Origin of the sequence: Rhizobium sp. Leaf311, assembly GCF_001423445.1 — a bacterium.
Classification (GTDB): Bacteria; Pseudomonadota; Alphaproteobacteria; order Rhizobiales; family Rhizobiaceae; genus Agrobacterium.
The window spans coordinates 143,489-161,090 of record NZ_LMNZ01000022.1; the positions used below are offsets into that span (position 1 = coordinate 143,489).

Consider the following 17,602-nt stretch of genomic DNA (forward strand, 5'->3'; position numbering starts at 1 on the left):
ATACCGGCAGAGATGACCTGAAAGGTGTTGCGCCGTGCACAATCTGCTGATCGATATCGAAGGTGTTTCCGTTGGCCATGTGACGGATCTCCAGCTGGGTTCGGGCGTCACGGCCATTCTGTTCGATGAACCTGCAACGGCGTCCGGTTGCATTCTTGGTGGTGCGCCGGGCGGGCGTGACACAGCGTTGCTCGACCCCTCAATGACGATAGCCAAAGTAGATGCCTTCGTGCTGTCCGGTGGTTCTGCCTTTGGGCTGGATGCAGCGGGCGGAGTGCAGGCGGGCCTTCGCGAGATCGGTCGTGGCTTTCCTGTCGGGACGACCCGTGTCCCCATTGTCCCACAGGCCATTCTCATGGACCTGCTCAATGGCAGCAACAAGGAATGGGGCGTCCACTCCCCCTATCGCGAAATGGGCTATGCCGCATTCAAGGCCGCCAGTGCCCAGCCCTTCCTGCTGGGCAGCGTCGGGGCTGGCACAGGTGCGACCACGGCAACATGGAAGGGTGGGCTGGGGTCTGTCGGTGCAACGACGACAGGTGGCCACAGGATTGCAGCCATTGTGGCCGTCAATGCATTGGGGTCGACAACAGTTGGAACGAGCAGGCACTTCTGGGCCGCCCCGTTCGAGCAGAATGGTGAGTTCGGAGGCTTCGGGTTGCCACCGCAGTTTTCGCCGGCCGATACGGCCATGTGCATCAAGGGCGCGACGCAGACGGCAACGACCATCGGCTGTGTGGTGACGGATGCAGTTTTGACCAAGGCGCAGGCGCATCGGCTGTCGATCATGGCGCAAGGCGGGCTTGCACGTGCTGTCATGCCGTCGCATCTGGCCAGTGACGGCGATACCATGTTTGCTGCGGCCACGGGAAAGATGCCGTTGGAAACTGTGAATGATTTTGCCGAGCTTTGCCACCTCGCGGCGATGACCGTCAGTCGTGCGATTGCGCGCGGTATCTACGAGGCAAGCTCCCTGCCTTACCCGGGGGCGCAAAAAGCGTGGCGCGATCAGTTCGCTGGCGAGGCAGAATGAGTGGACGCGAATCGCCCTTGAAAACGACCCTTCGAATCGATTTTCCCCTGGGAGATCGGTTGGGGCCTGGGAAAGCCCAGCTCATGGAACTGATTGCTTCGACAGGCTCCATTTCCGCTGCCGGGCGGGCCATGGATATGTCCTATCGACGTGCGTGGCTTTTGGTGGATGCTTTGAACCATATGTTCAAGGACACGGTCATTGAGCGCCAGCGTGGCGGCAGCCAGGGCGGCGGGGCGGTTCTGACGGAGTTTGGTCAGACCTTGCTTGAGCGCTATCGCAACATGGAAAGACGCCTCGATGATGCGTTGAAGGAAGACCTTGACTGGCTTGAGGCCCATCGCAACAAAGATCAATAGGGATCGAGCGCCGCCGATTTCACGATTGCGAAAACGGTCTGCCCCTTGGCCAGGCCCAGCCTCTCGACAGAAAGGCTCGTGATCCGCGACGTAACGACCGTTCCGTCACAGTTCACCGCAACCATCGCCAAACCGTCCCTGAAGGGCCCGATGTCGGCAATCTGGCCCGCCAGAATATTGAGAGCACTCAAGCCTTCAGGCCTGACCGTTGCCAGCAATACTTCGCGGGCGGGAATGTGGATACGCACCCTTTGTCCGACCCGGGCCGCCGTTGCAGGGATCTGTAGCGCCGATCGACCCACCCTGACGGTGGCGAGCCCATGCACCGTATCGAATGCCTCGACATTGCCGGACAGAATGCTGCCTATGTCCCGGCGCTCAAGCTGTTCACCGAATGCGGGATGGGACAGAATTTCCGCTGCCGGGCCCGCCGCATCGACCTTGCCGCCCTTCATGACCACGATCTGGTCCGCCAGGCGCGAAACCTCGCTGATTGAATGGCTGACATAGATGATGGGGACGCCGGTCTCGTCACGAAGCCGTTCCAGATAGGGGATGATTTCGGCCTTTCGGGCTTCATCCAGCGCCGCAAGCGGTTCGTCCATCAAAAGCAGGCGCGGGGAGGAGAAAAGAGCCCGGCCGATGGCCACGCGCTGTTTTTCGCCACCGGACAGTTTTTCCGGGTAGCGTTTCAAAAGATGCTCAATACCCAGCATCTCGATGATCTTGCTGCCGTCTCCGCCCGCCTGGACCTTGCCTGCAAACCAGCGACCGTAAACCAGATTTTGGCGCACGGTCAGGTGCGGGAAAAGTCGCGCCTCCTGAAAGACATAGCCAAACCGACGCTTGTGACAGGGGGTGAAGAAGTGCCTCTTGCTATCTGCCAGAGTGATGTCATCGAGAGCGAGGGTTCCATGATCGGGCCTCATCAGGCCCGCGATAATCCGGACAAGTGAGGTCTTGCCTGAACCCGAGCGGCCAAACAGGGCGGTCACGCCCTTGCCTGCGGTAAATTGTGCATCCAGCGCAAAGGCACCCAGCCGGTGTTTTACATCGAGCGTCAAGGTCATGGCGCGTGAACCCTTCTGCCGACAATGCGTGCCAGAAACTCGGACGCGAGAAGGGCTACCACGGAGATGACGATGGCGACCACTGTCAGCCGCAGCGCGCCGGCATCGCCTCCGGGAACCTGCGTGAAGGTGTAAATTGCTGATGACAGGGTCTGGGTCTCTCCGGGAATGTTGGAGACGAAGGTTATCGTTGCACCGAACTCTCCCATGGCCTTGGCGAATGCCAGAACCATTCCGGCGATGATTCCCGGCAACGTCAGAGGCAGGGTGACGGTCACGAAAATCCAGAACGGGCTTGCGCCCAGGGTGCCCGCCGCTTCCTCGAGTTTGCGATCAACCGCTTCGATCGACAGCCGGATGGAGCGAACCATCAACGGAAAGGCCATGATCCCGCAAGCCAGCGCTGCACCCGTCCAGCGGAAGGAAAAGACGATGCCGAAATACTGATCCAGAAACTGCCCGATGACTCCTTTGCGCCCAAAGAGGATCAGAAGAAGAAAGCCGGTAACGACGGGTGGCAGAATGAGGGGCAGATGCACGATGCTGTTGAGGAGTGATTTGCCCCAGAAATTGCCCCTTGCCAGCACAAGTGCGGTGAAGATGCCGAAAGGCAGGCTCACGACCATGGCGATGGTGGAAACCCAGAGGCTTAAACGTATGGATGTCCACTCTTGCGCGCTGAGGCTAAGCCAATCCAATATGATGTTCCCGTTTATGCCGCACCCGCAAGACCGCCTGTTGATGCAGGCGATCGGTCAGATCTTACTTCAGAATTGTAAAACCCTGCTCTTCAAAAAAAGATGCAGCCTCTGGCGATTTTAGAAAATCCAGATAGGCGGTTGCGGCAGGGTTGCCGGATTGGGACAGAATGGCCGCCGGATAGATGATGGGCTCATGACTGTTTTCCGGAAATGTGCCGACGATCTTCACTCCCGGGTCTGCAGCGGCGTCGGTCTGGTAGACAATGCCATAAGGGGCCTCACCACGAGAGACGAGAAGCAAAGCGGCACGAACGCTTTCTGCGGCGGCAACTTTTGCCTCCACTGAAGACCAGACCCCCAGCTTTTCCAACGCAGCCTTACCGTATTTTCCCGCGGGAACGGAATCGACAGCGCCCATGGCCAGCTTTCCGTCACCCACGAGCTGCGCCAGTCCAAACCCCGGCTGGATGTTTACAGGTGCAGCCTTGTCTGCGGAGGTGATCAGGACAAGGCGGTTTCCGAGAAGATTGGTCCTTGTGCCTTCCTTGATGAGTTTCCTGGTCGCGACATAGTCCATCCATGAAAGATCTGCGGAGATGAAGAGATCGGCTGGTGCACCGGCTTCTATCTGTTTTGCCAATGCCGAGCTTGCCGCATAGGAGACGACGGCGGTGTTGCCGGTCTCTTTCGACCATGCCTCATTTGCGGCATCGAGTGCGTTCTTCATGCTCGCCGCCGCGAAAACCGTCACCTGTTGCTGCTCCGGTGCCGCATGTGCCAGACCAAGGGTGGACAGGCAGCAGCCGAAGGCAACGACGCCCGTGATGAATGTCCTGCGCAAGATTGTCATGGCCGTCAGCTCCAGCTAGCGAAATATCCGAAGGAATATAACGCTTCTTAAAGGGCTGGCATTATATACGCAAGAATATAACGGTTACCCCTGCCACCAGTGCTCCAAACTGCGGTCGATATCAGCCGTCAGCCACGTTCGCCGGCAAAATGGGCAATCTGCGCCCCGGCCTCGTAATAGGCTTCCCGCAGGGCGCGGAAGCTTCTGGCTTTTGCAGATGTGACCGGCAGGGGAAGGGCATCTTCTGCCACGTCACCTGCAACATGGGCTGCAAGCGTCTTGCCGAATACGGTGCCGGGGGCGATGCCGCGCCCGTTATAGCCGCAAAAGCCGACGACGTTTTTTGCAAATTTGTGGAATCTCGGCACGGAATCGTCGGTCATGCCGATCTGACCGTACCACTCACATTCGAATTCGACGTCGCCCAATTGGGGAAACAGTCTTTTCAAGGCGCGCTTTGCCCATGCGGGGTGGATGGTTGCGCCCGTGTTGCGCAGAGCCCCGACGCTGCCGAATACGAGGCGACCTGCCTTGTCCATGCGGAAGGACGACAGGATTTCATTGGTGTCCCAGCAGCCTTCTCGGTTTGGCAGGATTGTCTTTCTCAGATTGTCGCCCAGAGGCTTCGTTGCCGCATTGAAATAGGGCAGGTAGACCTGCTCCTCGCGGATGATTTTCCAGGGGCCGTCACTATAGGCTTCGGTCGCGACCACCACCCAGTCGGCGCGTACCGAACCGCTTGCAGTCTTGACCCGCCAGCCCTCTCCATCCTGCTCATAGTCGATGACCGGGCTGGATGTGTGGATGGTGGCACCTGCCTTGATGGCTGCGGATGCGAGGCCCCGCACATAGGCCAAAGGCTGCAGCGTGCCTGCGCGCTCGTCCAGCAAGGCGCCGCTATAGGCTGACGAACCAACGCGCTGAGCGGTTTCTTCGGCATCGAGAAGCCTGACGGGAGCGCCGCGAGCCGCCCATTGGGCACAGCGTTCGCGGATTTCGGCCAGACCCTTGTCGCCGACGGCACAGTGAAGGGTGCCATTCTTCTCGAGTTCGCACTCGATCTGGTGTTTTTCAATCAGTTCACGAACAAGGAAGGGGGCGTTGCCGAGAAGCGAGAGCAGCCTTTCGCCGTAGACCGGGCCGAGCACATCAGGCAATTCCTTCGGCATGACCCACATACCGCCATTGATGAGGCCGACATTCCGACCCGCACCGCCGAAGCCGATCTCCTTGCCTTCGAGAACGGTGACGCGAATACCGCGTTCTGCAAGATGAAGTGCGGTGGAAAGTCCGGTAAAGCCGCCGCCCACGACCACGACATCGACCGTGGAATCACCTTCCAGCGAGGACGTCGCCGGCGGCTTCGGCGCGGTTTTTTCCCAAAGGCCGTGTGAACGCGGATCATTATACATCGAAATCACCCAAGGACGTGACAGGTCATAGGTCGTGGCATCTGCCAGCAGGCCGATTGTCTTTTCCGCCTGTCATGAAGACAGATTAGTGGCAGTCCTTGCAAGGGAATACCGACATCTCGTCATGACATGATGCCTGCCGGGAATGTGGAGGAATGGCCAAGATGCGCCACCGGGGTTGAAACATGCGCTCTGCTCGGACAATAGTGCAGCCAGCGCGCAAGGCTGTTTGCGTTTTGCGCATCATCCATCATGTGACGGGAACCGATTATGAAGCCAATTTTCGTTCAGCTTCAATGCACGCCCGGCAAGACCTACGACGTTGCCGATGCCATCTACAAAACGGAACTGGTTTCCGAGCTTTATTCGACGAGCGGCGAATATGATCTCCTGTTGAAGATCTATCTCTCGCCGGAGCAGGATATCGGCAAATTCATCAATGAAAATATCGTCAGCATTCCGGGCATCGTGCGGTCTCTGACGACCCTGACATTCACAGCGTTCTGACAACGCCCTCCAGCAGCGGGAAGGCGTCTCAGATGGATGCGACAACGTCTAAGCTGTGCGCTGTCGCATCATTGGCGCGGTAAGGTTGTGGTGTTGCGGGTCTCATCTGTTGAAGTCTGCGGATTCTCAGACCAGTGACGCGACATTGCGATTGCGCACCAGGTTGCGAATGGCTGTGCGGACATCGTCTGCGCTGTCAAAGCGCTGTTCGTCGAGATCGTGAACATGAAATTTGACGGCGATGAACTTCAAACGATTCTCGTCCGGCACGACAATACCGACAGGTTCACCTGCGAATTCAATGACTTGCTTTTGCATTATACATACTCCCGCTGTGGCTTGTGACACAGCAATTCGTCGAATTGAATTTTAGATAAGGTTGGACCGTAAGGTCACATTCGACAGCAGCGGGAACACATCGCTGTGTATCCGGCAGTCACGAACCGCACTCCAAGGATTGCGGCAATGTGTTTCGGTTTGGACATGACACTCTCCCTGCGTTGGTGTTGACCCCGGAATACCGGAGAATCGCTCTCCAGTTGAAACACTGATACTCCGGATTTGCGGCGTGATCAATGATTTTCAATATAGGTAGAATATTTTTCTTTATGATGACAGGATGGGGGCGGAATTGTGAAATTTTTGTTTCTCTGCCGCCGCCTCTCCAAAGTCCCTGTGACGCCGCATTCGCGACTGCAATTTTACACGGCGATCACGGATAGAGGTGATCGTTGCCGTTGAAATCCGAAACCGTGTAGCAACCGTCGGCATGTTTCGATGCCGCATTCTGACCGATGACGGCTTTTCCATGGCCTCCAGGCAGATCCAGAACATAGGTCGGCTGGCAAAGGCCGGAGATACGACCTCGCAGAGCGGCAACGATACGCTGACCCTCTTCTATATCCAATCGGAAGTGGCTGGTGCCGGGCGCCAGATCGGGGTGGTGGAGGTAGTAGGGCTTGACCCTCATCTCAACGAAGGCGCGCATGAGCTCTGCCAGGACGGAAGGATCGTCATTGATGCCCTTTAGCAGCACCGACTGGCTGACCATTGCAATGCCTGCATCGATCATACGGGCGCAGGCTGCCCGTGCCTCTGTCGTGAGTTCGCGTGGGTGGTTGGCATGAAGCGCAACATAGGTCGTCTTGCCGCTCGACTTTAGGGCATCCACAAGCTCCGCATCGATGCGATCGGGATCGACAACGGGAACGCGTGTGTGGAATCGGATGATTTTCACATGCGAAATGGATTTGAGACCGTCCATGATCGCGGACAGACGCCGCGGCGATAGCACGAGCGGATCGCCACCGGTGAGAATGACCTCCCAGATCTCATCATGGTCGCGGATATAGTCGAGCGCTGCGGACAGCTCCTGCGGCGTCAACGTCCCGTTGCCCTGTGGTCCGACCATCTCCCGGCGGAAACAGAAGCGGCAATAGACCGGGCATATGTGAACGGCTTTCAGCAACACCCGGTCCGGGTATCGGTGGACTACGCCGTGGACGGGGCTGTGCGCCTCATCGCTGATGGGATCAGCGCGTTCCTGCGGCGTCTGCACCAATTCCGCATCGCTTGGAATGAACTGCAGGCCGATTGGATCCTTCGAATCGCTGGGATCTATGAGTTTGACCATGGCAGGCGTTACGGCCACGGCGTATCTGTCTGCAACGGGACGCAGGCTTTCCAGAGACTGCCTGCCGATCAGGCCAGCATCATGCAACTCCTCCACCGATTTGAGGCTGCGTATCGTCATGAACCATAATCCGGTACTGGCGCCCACATGACAAGGTCAATCCTCGGTGCACCCGTTGCCAACATCACCAGACGGTCAAAGCCAAGCGCAATGCCGCTGGCCGCCGGCATGATTTCGAGCGCTGCCAGCAGGTCTTCATCGATTGGATAGGTCTCGCCGTAGACACGCTGTTTCTCAAGCATTTCCGCTTCGAAACGGCGACGTTGTTCTGCGGCATCCGTCAGTTCGCCGAAGGCATTGGCGAGTTCCACGCCGCAGGCATAGAGCTCGAAACGCTCCGCAACGCGGCTGTCTGCTGGAGAACGACGGGCGAGTGCGGCTTCGCTTGTCGGGTACTCATCAAGAATGGTCGCCCGCTCGAAGCCGAGCTTCGGCTCGACACGCTCTACGATGACACGACTGAACATATCCGCCCAGCTGTCATCATCGGCAACGCGGATGCTGGCTTGTTTCAGTTCTGCTGCAAGATGGTCGCGGTCGGTTTCGCCATCTGGGGCAATGGTTGCCAGAAGATCGATATTTCCGAAGCGATTAAAGGCTTCCGCCACGCTCAGTCGCTCAGGTTCAAGAAACGGGTCGATGCTCCGCCCCCGGTAGGTCAGGGTCTTCGTCTTTGCTGTTTCTGCGGCAAGCCCCAGCAATTGCGCGCTGTCGCGCATCAGCGTCTCATAGGTTTCGCCGACCCGGTACCATTCCAGCATGGTGAATTCCGGATGATGCAACGGTCCGCGCTCGCGATTGCGGTAGACGTGGGCAAAGCAACTGATGCGCTTTTCTCCGGCCGCCAGCAATTTCTTGCAGGCGAACTCCGGCGACGTGTGAAGATACAAGGGCGCGCGCTCGCCGCCGGTGCTTATTCCGGTCGTTGCAAAGGCGTGCAGATGTGCCTCGTTGCCGGGAGAGATCTGCAAGGTCGCAGTATCGACTTCCAGAAAATCGCGGGCGGCGAAAAAGCTGCGCATGGCTGCCTGTATCGCATTTCGACCCAGGAGGAAGGGGCGGCGATCCAGATGAACGTCGGGCGTCCACCAGGCAGATGCTGTGTCGAGCTTCGAGCCCATATGCTGCTTTCTTTTCATCAATACGGTTGGTCGGCAGAAGAATTGTTCAGATCGAAGGCGTTCAAACTCCGCCTTTTATCGAAATATTCGAAAACTGCCGCACAGTTTTTGGTTCAATGCTGTTGAAGGCTGGCAATTCCCGCAAATTTAGGATAGTTGCGCCCCAGAAAACTTACAAAACGTCCGTCGGGTCGGTGCAGCCGCGCGGTCCTTTACGACGCATTTCATTGAGTTACAAGGAAATCCTATGGTCAAGGTTATCGCCTCATCCGTCCGCAAGGGCAATGTTATCGACGTGGATGGCAAGCTCTATGTCGTTCTCAGCGCCAGCAACTTCCATCCCGGCAAGGGCACGCCTGTGACCCAGGTCGATATGCGCCGCATCGTTGATGGCGTGAAGGTGTCTGAGCGTTGGCGCACGACCGAACAGGTTGAGCGTGCCTTCGTTGAAGACCTGAACTTCCAGTTTCTCTACGAAGACGGTGAAGGCTTCCACTTCATGAACCCGGAAAACTACGATCAGGTCGTGGTTGACGTTGAAACCATGGGTGAGCAGAAGGCCTATCTTCAGGAAGGTATGACCTGCGTCCTGTCGATCCACGAAGGCTTGCCGCTGGCCGTGGAACTTCCGCGTCACGTTACGCTCGAGATCGTTGAGACCGAACCGGTCGTCAAGGGCCAGACAGCGTCTTCCTCCTACAAGCCTGCGATCCTGTCGAACGGCATTCGTACGATGGTGCCGCCGCATGTTGATGCAGGCATCCGGGTTGTCATCGCGACGGAAGACAATTCCTACGTCGAGCGCGCCAAGAACTAAACGCTCCGTCCCCCTGTATGATAAAGGCCCCGATCCGGGGCCTTTTTTGTGCGCGGTTTACAGACATAAAAAAACCCGCGGTCGAAGCCGCGGGTTTTTTATCTGTTCGAATGCTGAGCTTATCACATGCCCTTGGGAGTGTTTGCTGCAGCTACCTTGGGTCCGGTGACGGCTTGCGTTTCGCCGACCGCGTAACCGCCGCCAAGCGCGATGCTCAGAGATACGTAATCCTGAGCCGTCTTTTGAACGGCTGTCGCGAGATTGGCCTGCGCCGTGGACACTTGGCGCTGGGCATCCAGTACGTCGAGCAGAGACGAGGCACCGTCACGATAGCTGGCTGTCGCGAGCGAGAGAGCTTCCTGATAGGACTTCACGGTTCTGCGAAGGGCGTCTTCAGTCTGCTTGTCGCGATTGACGGCTGCCAGTGCGTTCTCAACCTCTTCAATTGCTTCGAGAACGGTGGATTTCCAGACAAGATACTGCTCACGAGCCGATGACTTGGCGATATCGACATTGGCGCGCAGGCTGCCACCATCAAGGATTGGCAGGACGAGGCTTGGGCCGAAGGACCAGGTGTTCGATGTTCCACGCGAGCCATTGTTGGAGAGGTTCACGTAGCTTGGCGAAATCGAGCCGCTGATGGTGATGCTTGGATAGAGGCGTGATTCGGCAACACCGATCTGTGCGGTGGCGGCAGCCAGGTTGCGCTCGGCAACGCGAATGTCTGGACGATTGCGGATCAGGTCAGCTGGAATACCTGTTGTCGCAGGTCTGCGAGCAACCGGCTGGCGTGCGCCACGCTGCAATTCGACAACCAGCGAAGAGGCTGGCATGCCGAGAAGTGTAGCGATGCGGTGCGCGGCCTGACGGAAACTTGTTTCAAGACCAGGCATGTCCGCAAGCGTGGAATTGACGAGGCCTTCAGACTGGACGACGTCGAGGCGCGATGCTGCACCGGCTTCAAGCTGAAGCTTGGTGAGATCCAGCGTCTCGCGACGAGACTTCAGGTTCTCGCGGGCAATTGCCAGACGTTCCTGATAGTAGCGAACATCGATATAGGCTGAAACGACGGAAGAGATCAGCGTCAGACGCTGTACGTCGGCCGTTGAATAGGCGGCATCAAGCTGTGCGCTCGCGTTTTCCTTGGACCGGCGATACTGACCGAAAAGGTCGAGCAGCCAGGACACATCCAGACCGCCTGAAGAATTGTTCTGGACGCTGGAGTTGTTGGTCGGGAAGCTACCCTTGGTCTGTCCGGTGGTGTGGGAGGCAGAACCAGTAAGGCTTGGAAGCGCGCCAGCGCCAGCGACCGTTATCTGCGACTGAGCCTGGTTGATTCGCTCCAGTGCCTGCAGAACCGTGAGGTTCTGGGAAAGGCCCGTTGCCACGTAGCCGTTCAGGCGGCTGTCATTGAACGCGTTCCACCAGGCCACTGTTGCCACGTCGCCGTTGGTGGCGGTTCCGCCCTCGGCAAATTTCCCAGGCATCTGGGTTTCTGGTGCCTTGTGGTCCGGACCGACAACGCAGCCGGAAAGCAGCAGCATTGCAAGAGGAATGGTAGCGCGAATGGACGACATTGAAATTATCCCAATTTTATTTGGCGCACTTGGCACCTCAGTCAAAACGAGCGTAGCGCCGGATACTGAAGAAAAATGCGGTTCACAATTGCCAACATTTCTAACAGCGTCTTTCGGTTTTGCTAGCATATTTTTTATTTGTTAACGTTTAGATATCCGCCGAATAATGACGAAAAACGACGGGATGAAGAAAATTCCGAGCAGTGTTGCAGAAAGCATACCACCCAATACCCCGATACCGATCGCATTCTGCGCCGCAGAGCCTGCACCGTTGGCAATTGCCAATGGTACGACGCCGAGAATGAAGGCGAGCGATGTCATGATAATCGGACGTAATCTCAGCTTTGCAGCTTCAAGGGTAGCATCCAGCAAACTCAAGCCGTGCTCCTGGCGCTCCTTTGCAAATTCGACGATGAGGATGGCGTTTTTCGCGGCAAGGCCGATGGTCGTCAGCAGCCCCACCTTAAAGTAGACGTCATTGGATTGGCCGAAGAAGTGCGCTGCGACCAGCGCCCCCAGCACGCCCACTGGCACGGCCATGATGACCGAGAAGGGTATCGACCAGCTTTCATACAGTGCGGCAAGGCACAGAAAGACGATAAGCACCGAGAGCGCATAGAGCATGGGTGCCTGTGAGCCAGACAAGCGTTCCTGATAGGAGATGCCCTGCCATGCCACGGTGTAACCGCCCGGCAAAGCCGCGGTCATCCGTTCCATCTCGTCCATTGCATCGCCAGAAGCGACTCCCGGGCCTGCAGCGCCTTCCATCGAGATCGCGCTTGTGCCGTTGAATCGAGCGAGTGTCGGCGGACCATTGATCCAGGATACTTCGCTAAAGGAGGAAAAAGGCACCATTTCCCCGTTTGTATTGCGGGCATACCAGTATTTCAGATCTTCCGGCTGCATCCGGTAAGGTGCATCGCCCTGAACGTAAACAGGTCTCAATTCGCCATTCAGCGTAAAGTCGTTGACGTCGCGACCGGCGAAGATCGTGGACAGCATCAGGTTGACGGAAGCAAGATCGACTCCCATCGCACCCATCTTTTCCTGATCGAGATTGATCTTCATCTGTGATTCGTCGTCACGGCTGTTGCTGCGAAGGGAGCTGAGGTTCGGGTTGGTCCCTGCCTGTCTGATCAATTCCTTGGAAGCGGCTGTCAGGGCATCGGTGCCGTTTTTGCCGCTATCGACGAGATACATCGAAAAGCCGCTGGAATTGCCCAGGCCCTGAATGGCCGGCGGCAGAAGTGCGAAGACCTGTGCGTCACGCATTCCGAAGAATGCCTTCTGGGCACGTCCGACGATCGCAGCTGCGTGGCTTTCAGCAGACGTGCGGACTGAGAAGTCCTTCAGCTTTGTGAAGACCATGGCGTTATTCTGGCCGGAACCGGTGAAGCTGAAACCAAGAACGCCGAAAACTGATTCGACATTGTTGCCCTCTTTCTCGCGGTAGAAGGCCTCAACCTGCTTTACGACCGCATTGGTGCGTTCGATGGTCGAGCCGGTCGGGGTCTGAACGATTGTCAAAAGCACACCCTGGTCTTCCTGCGGCAGGAAGGATGTCGGAAGGCGGGTGAAGAACCAGGCGCAGCCGCCGATCACGACGAGAAACAGGACCAGCACGCGCAATGGCCGCTTGAGCAAATAGCCGATGCTGGAAACATAGCCGTTGGTCGTGCGGTTGAAGTTGCGGTTGAACCATGCTGCAGGGCCGGTCTGCTTCTTCTCGTGCTTGACCGGCTTCAACATGGTTGCGCACAGGGCAGGGGTCAGAACGATGGCGACTACCGCCGACAGCAGCATCGCAGAGACGATCGTGATCGAGAACTGGCGATAGATGATACCCGTAGAGCCGCCGAAAAAGGCCATGGGGATGAAAACGGCGGTAAGGACGAGTGCGATACCGACGATGGCGCCAGTAATTTCACCCATCGATTTTTCCGTCGCTTCCAGAGGGGAAAGCCCCTCTTCCGACATGATTCGTTCGACGTTTTCAACGACGACGATGGCGTCGTCAACGAGAAGACCGATGGCCAGTACCATGGCAAACATGGTCAGCGTGTTGATGGAATATCCGGTCAGGGCCAGAATACCGAATGTTCCAAGAAGAACGACCGGCACGGCAATCATTGGAATGAACGTTGCCCTGAGATTCTGCAGGAAAACGAGGAGAACAACGAAAACCAGAATGATCGCTTCGATCAACGTGTGTACCACTTTTTCGATCGACAGCTTGACGAAAGGCGTCGTGTCATAGGGGTATTCGATGGCCACGCCTTCGGGAAGAGAGCTTTCTGCGTTGACCAGCACGGTCTTGACGCGCGCCGCCGTGTCCAGCGCATTGGCACCGGTGGCGAGGTTAACGGCAAAGCCCGCAGACGGACGGCTGTTGGAGCGCGAATCGCCGCCATAGCTTTCCTGCCCGATCTCGATGCGGGCTACGTCGCTGAGGCGAACAGCTGCGCCGTCCTTCTCGACCTTGAGGATGACGGATTCGAAGTCGGCTACTGTCGTCAGCTGGCTTTGTGCCGTTACCGTTACGTTGAGCTGCTGTCCCACGACGGCTGGTAGCGCACCGAGCGATCCCACCGAAACCTGCGTGTTCTGGCTTTCGATGGCGCTGGTAACATCAGCGGTGGTCAACTGATATTTGTTGAGCCTGAACGGGTCCAGCCAGATACGCATCGCATATTCGGAGCCAAAGACGTTGATCGAGCCTACGCCCTCAAGACGTTTGACCTGATCTTCCAGCGTGCTCGAAAATACGTTGCCGAGATCCGCGGAGTTGCGCTTACCGTCCGTGGAGATCAGCGCGCCGACCATCAGGATGCTGGATGTCGAGCGGCTGACATCGACGCCCTGCTGCTGAACGACGTCAGGCAACTGCGACTGGACGAGCTGCAACTTGTTCTGAACCTGGACCTGCGCGATGTCAGGCATGATGCTATTGCCGAAGGTGAGCGTGACCGAGGCGCTTCCGGTGCTGGAAGACGAGGTCATGTAAGTCAGGTCGTCAAGGCCGGTCATACCGTCCTCGATCACGGTCGTAACCGACTTTTCCACCGTTTCGGCGCTTGCACCATTATAGGTGGCGCTGATGCGGACGGTTGTCGGTGCAATTTCCGGATATTGGGAAATCGACAGGGTCGAAATTGCGAGTGCACCGCCAAGCATGATGACGATTGCGATAACCCACGCAAAGACGGGGCGCCGTATGAAGAAATGAGCCATTTGGACTGCGCCTTACATATTGCAGATGTGCATGGGGAACTCGGACGAATTTACTTTGCTTCGGGCGCAGCCGCGGGTGCGGCTTGAGGCTGCTGCTTCGGTGTCACCAGACCTCGCTCGTCGATTGTTGCCTCGACGGGCGCAACGGTTGCGCCTTCGGTAATCCACTGGAAGCCATCAACCACAAGCTTGTCGCCGTCTTTCACGTTCTCCGTCACCAGCCAGGCGTTGCGGGATTCCTTGCTGGTCGGGAAGATACGCGTTTCAATCTTGTTTTCGGCAGTCACGAACTTGGCCGTCAACTCGCCATTGGCATTGCGGGTCGCTGCGCGCTGCGGGATCAGGAAACCCTTCTCATTGCCAATCGTCAGGGTTGCCCGCATGTACATGCCGGGCAGGATGGTCGCATCGGGATTCTTGAACAACGCGCGGATCGAATAGGTGCCAGTCGTTTCACTGACAGACATGTCCGACATGTCGACCTTGCCGTCCTGCGAATATTCGGTGCCGTCCTCAAGCGTCAGATGAATGCCTGCGGTTGCCTCTCGTTTCCCAAGCTGGCCGGATTCAACAGCGCTTCTCAAACGCTGCAGGTTGGCGCTGGACTCCATCAGTTCGATGTAGATGGGGTCGATGCGACGAAGCGTGGTCAGGGCAGATGTCTGGTTGGCTGTGACGACGTTGCCGATGCTGAAATTGGTCGAGGAGGTAATGCCATCAAATGGCGCGCGGATCTTGGTAAGGTCGAGATTGATTGTCGCGGTCTCGAGCGCGGCCTGCGCCTGCGCTACATCGGCCTGTGCCTGTGCCAAGGTCGTTTTTGCATTTTCATATTCGATCTGGGTCGCACCGCTGTTTACCAGTCGTTCGTAACGGGAAAGATTGGCCTGGGCGCCGGGAATGCTTGCCTGCGCCTTGGCAAGACTTGCCTGCGCCTGAGCGACTTCTGCCCTGTAGGTGTTGTCCTCGATCTGGTAGAGAATGTCGCCCTGTTTTACCGCGCTGCCTTCCTTGAAGGGAATTTGACGGATTATACCGGTCACACGCGGGCGAATTTCCGCCATCTGATAGGCGCTTGCGCGGCCTGGCAGAACTGTGGTCAGCGGGTGCTCGCTCATGGACATCGTGATGATGCTGACGGGAGAGGGTGGGCGCTGGTTTGCCTGACCTGCAGCCTTGTTTTCTTCGCCGCCCTCGCTGCAACCCGCTATCGCGCCTGCCATGAGCATTAGTGTCAATAAAGGACCAAAACGTCTTTTCATCGGAGTTCTCATGTTCGGCGGCCAAGATTTCAGTGATGCTTCATGGTTCACAGCGCATCGGCTCTGCGTCAGTCTTCCGCGTGCGGCGCTATAAGGCGACGTTCAGGAGCTTGGTGACGTATAGCCGTTATCGTCACTTAGCAATCCCATACCGCAGTGCACAATCGACTAGTTCAGCAAGTTCTCTACATCGTGTTGCTAAAATGTCGACTTCCTCATGTGCGATGAGCGCAGGATGAAGGACGCTTGTCAACGCCATCAGCGCGGTGCGCGCAGACGTGTCGATATCCGTCTGCGCGTAGATACCGGCCGAAACACCGTCGCGGATGATTGTCGCCAGCAGATCGGAAATGACATTCTCGTAATAACGGCCGCAGGCAAGTTCTCGCTTGGCCGTCATGAGGATCATTTCGAAGATATAGGGATTGTCGTTCAGGTCGCGGCGATGGTTTTCCATCAGGCTTCGCGCCAGATGCGCCAGACGCTCGAAGGGTGGATGGGATGCGTCCAGCGGCATCAGCTTCTGTTCGAGCAGGCGGATCTGCTGCAGAAACATCGCATCGACCAATGCGTTCTTGGAGTGGAAGTGCTTGAAGACATTGGCGGGTGACATCTCCAGTGCCGCAGCAATATCGGCAATGGAGACAGCCCCGAATCCCCGCTCACGAAAAAGACATTCCGTCATTGCCAGAATGTCCTTGCGGGTTTCCTCAGCCGAGCGCCGGGGACGGCTTTTCCGAGGGGGATGCTCCTGCGTCTGGGACGGTGAGTTCTCGCTGTTTGTCTTGGTCAAATTACACCCCCTGAAAAAAGGGCTCCAGATTCTTTCGCACCCTTTCAATTGGAGAGCTGCCGCTGTCATCGGGCTGGAACGCTTTTCCGATTATGCGCTCGAACGCCTCGATATAGACCTTGGACGTCTGCTCAACGAGTTCCTGTGGAATTTCGGGAATGGCGTCCTTATAGGGGTCGCACCGCTCAGCTACCCAGGCGCGTACGAAATCCTTGTCAAAGCTTTGGGGCCGCGTCCCGTTCTGGAAGGCTTGCTCATAGCTCTCTGCAATCCAGTAACGACTGCTGTCCGGCGTGTGGATTTCGTCCGCCAGAATGATCGTGCCGTTTTCATCCGTGCCGAACTCATACTTTGTGTCGACGAGGATAAGCCCGCGCTCTGCCGCAATTTCCTGTCCCCGCTTGAACAGTGCCAGCGCATAGGCAGAAAGCGTTTGCCACTGCGCTTCCGTCAGGAGCTTCTTCTCTATGATTTCCGCTGGCGTTAGCGGTTCATCATGGCCGCCATCGAATTCCTTGCTGGTCGGCGTGATAATCGGTTCCGGCAAAACCTGATTATCTCTCATGCCCTCTGGAAAGGTAACTCCATACATATGTCGCTCGCCCTTCTTATAGAGCGTGAGAATGGAGGTCCCTGTCGTGCCGGCGAGATATCCGCGCACAACGATCTCAACGGGCAGAATATCGAGGCGCTTGCCAATCACCACATTCGGGTCCGGGTAGGACACGACATGGTTCGGACAAATGTCTTTTGTCTGCTCAAACCAGTAGCGAGCTGTTTCGGTCAGAACCTGACCCTTATATGGGATGCAGGTCAGTATCCGGTCGAAAGCACTCAAGCGGTCGGTGGAGATGATGACCCGGTTGCCATCAGGCAGATCATAGTTCTCGCGGACCTTGCCACGATAGTATTTCGGCAGTTCGGGAATGACGGCTTCAGGCAGTACGCGCACGGGATATCCAATCTCTTATATCAGATGAGAACCGACGACATGGCGTCGGAGACTGTGGATACCCTATGGCATGTTTCACGGCGGAGGACCAGTACGCGCCACATGGTCGCCCTTTCGGGGAAAATCGCTACCCGTTGGAAATACCCTAGCCAAATCATGGCCTTACATAAAATCTGTATTTTTTTGGATTGGCAGTGTTGACTTGTTTGAGGGGTGTCCTCTAT

15 protein-coding genes and 1 pseudogene are annotated in these 17,602 nt (G+C 57.0%); 4 read left to right on the plus strand and 12 right to left on the minus strand.

Features of this window, described 5'->3' with window-relative positions:
• Positions 1–34 precede the first annotated feature (34 nt).
• Together ASF69_RS21275 and ASF69_RS21280 are read left to right on the plus strand one after the other, a co-directional pair.
• Entirely contained in the window at positions 35–1,033 is a 999-nt protein-coding gene (locus ASF69_RS21275; RefSeq protein WP_062590413.1) for a P1 family peptidase, read from the plus strand.
• Positions 1,030–1,474 (plus strand): annotated as a pseudogene (locus ASF69_RS21280) (winged helix-turn-helix domain-containing protein). The gene ASF69_RS21275 and the pseudogene ASF69_RS21280 overlap by 4 nt, the downstream one beginning before the upstream one ends.
• On the opposite strand, the gene modC reads toward ASF69_RS21280, so the two are convergent.
• From modC to ASF69_RS21300, 4 genes are all read right to left on the minus strand, one after another.
• On the minus strand, positions 1,386–2,462 hold the full coding sequence (modC, locus tag ASF69_RS21285) for a molybdenum ABC transporter ATP-binding protein (protein WP_062590416.1): 1,077 nt from the start codon (positions 2,460–2,462) through the stop codon (positions 1,386–1,388). The pseudogene ASF69_RS21280 and the gene modC sit on opposite strands and share 89 nt — an antisense overlap.
• The gene (modB, locus tag ASF69_RS21290) at positions 2,459–3,160 is read right to left on the minus strand and encodes a molybdate ABC transporter permease subunit (protein ID WP_062590418.1); all 702 of its coding nucleotides are present in this window, start codon (positions 3,158–3,160) and stop codon (positions 2,459–2,461) included. The genes modC and modB overlap by 4 nt, the downstream gene beginning before the upstream one ends.
• 64 nt (positions 3,161–3,224) lie before the next feature.
• Positions 3,225–4,013: a molybdate ABC transporter substrate-binding protein gene (modA, locus tag ASF69_RS21295; RefSeq protein ID WP_062590419.1), complete on the minus strand. Its 789-nt coding sequence runs from the start codon at positions 4,011–4,013 to the stop codon at positions 3,225–3,227.
• A 128-nt stretch (positions 4,014–4,141) separates the two neighbouring features.
• Positions 4,142–5,425: an FAD-binding oxidoreductase gene (locus tag ASF69_RS21300; protein ID WP_062590464.1), complete on the minus strand. Its 1,284-nt coding sequence runs from the start codon at positions 5,423–5,425 to the stop codon at positions 4,142–4,144.
• A 270-nt stretch (positions 5,426–5,695) separates the two neighbouring features.
• On the opposite strand from ASF69_RS21300, the gene ASF69_RS21305 reads away from it, so the two are divergent.
• Entirely contained in the window at positions 5,696–5,932 is a 237-nt protein-coding gene (locus ASF69_RS21305; protein ID WP_062590421.1) for an Lrp/AsnC ligand binding domain-containing protein, read from the plus strand.
• A gap of 126 nt (positions 5,933–6,058) precedes the next feature.
• Here ASF69_RS21305 and ASF69_RS21310 read toward each other — a convergent pair whose 3' ends face one another.
• From ASF69_RS21310 to epmA, 3 genes are all read right to left on the minus strand, one after another.
• On the minus strand, positions 6,059–6,250 hold the full coding sequence (locus ASF69_RS21310; RefSeq protein ID WP_062590423.1) for a hypothetical protein: 192 nt from the start codon (positions 6,248–6,250) through the stop codon (positions 6,059–6,061).
• Positions 6,251–6,644: 394 nt separating this feature from the next.
• Positions 6,645–7,685 (minus strand): lysine-2,3-aminomutase-like protein, encoded by a 1,041-nt coding sequence (locus ASF69_RS21315; protein ID WP_062590425.1) that lies wholly within the window; start codon positions 7,683–7,685, stop codon positions 6,645–6,647.
• A complete protein-coding gene (gene epmA, locus ASF69_RS21320; protein ID WP_062590426.1) occupies positions 7,682–8,746 on the minus strand; it encodes an EF-P lysine aminoacylase EpmA in 1,065 nt (354 codons plus the stop codon). Before epmA ends, ASF69_RS21315 begins: the two co-directional genes overlap by 4 nt.
• A gap of 247 nt (positions 8,747–8,993) precedes the next feature.
• Here epmA and efp point away from each other — a divergent pair, with 247 nt between their 5' ends.
• Complete coding sequence (gene efp / locus ASF69_RS21325; protein WP_062590428.1) at positions 8,994–9,563, plus strand: elongation factor P; 570 nt, start codon at positions 8,994–8,996, stop codon at positions 9,561–9,563.
• A gap of 122 nt (positions 9,564–9,685) precedes the next feature.
• Here efp and ASF69_RS21330 read toward each other — a convergent pair whose 3' ends face one another.
• From ASF69_RS21330 to ASF69_RS21350, 5 genes are all read right to left on the minus strand, one after another.
• On the minus strand, positions 9,686–11,140 hold the full coding sequence (locus tag ASF69_RS21330; RefSeq protein ID WP_062590430.1) for an efflux transporter outer membrane subunit: 1,455 nt from the start codon (positions 11,138–11,140) through the stop codon (positions 9,686–9,688).
• Between the two features lie 141 nt (positions 11,141–11,281).
• Positions 11,282–14,371: an efflux RND transporter permease subunit gene (locus ASF69_RS21335; RefSeq protein WP_062590432.1), complete on the minus strand. Its 3,090-nt coding sequence runs from the start codon at positions 14,369–14,371 to the stop codon at positions 11,282–11,284.
• A gap of 50 nt (positions 14,372–14,421) precedes the next feature.
• A complete protein-coding gene (locus tag ASF69_RS21340) occupies positions 14,422–15,633 on the minus strand; it encodes an efflux RND transporter periplasmic adaptor subunit (RefSeq protein ID WP_062590435.1) in 1,212 nt (403 codons plus the stop codon).
• 133 nt (positions 15,634–15,766) lie between these two features.
• Positions 15,767–16,426 (minus strand): TetR family transcriptional regulator, encoded by a 660-nt coding sequence (locus tag ASF69_RS21345; protein WP_062590437.1) that lies wholly within the window; start codon positions 16,424–16,426, stop codon positions 15,767–15,769.
• 1 nt (position 16,427) lies between these two features.
• Positions 16,428–17,378: a phosphoribosylaminoimidazolesuccinocarboxamide synthase gene (locus ASF69_RS21350; protein WP_062590438.1), complete on the minus strand. Its 951-nt coding sequence runs from the start codon at positions 17,376–17,378 to the stop codon at positions 16,428–16,430.
• Positions 17,379–17,602: the final 224 nt, after the last annotated feature.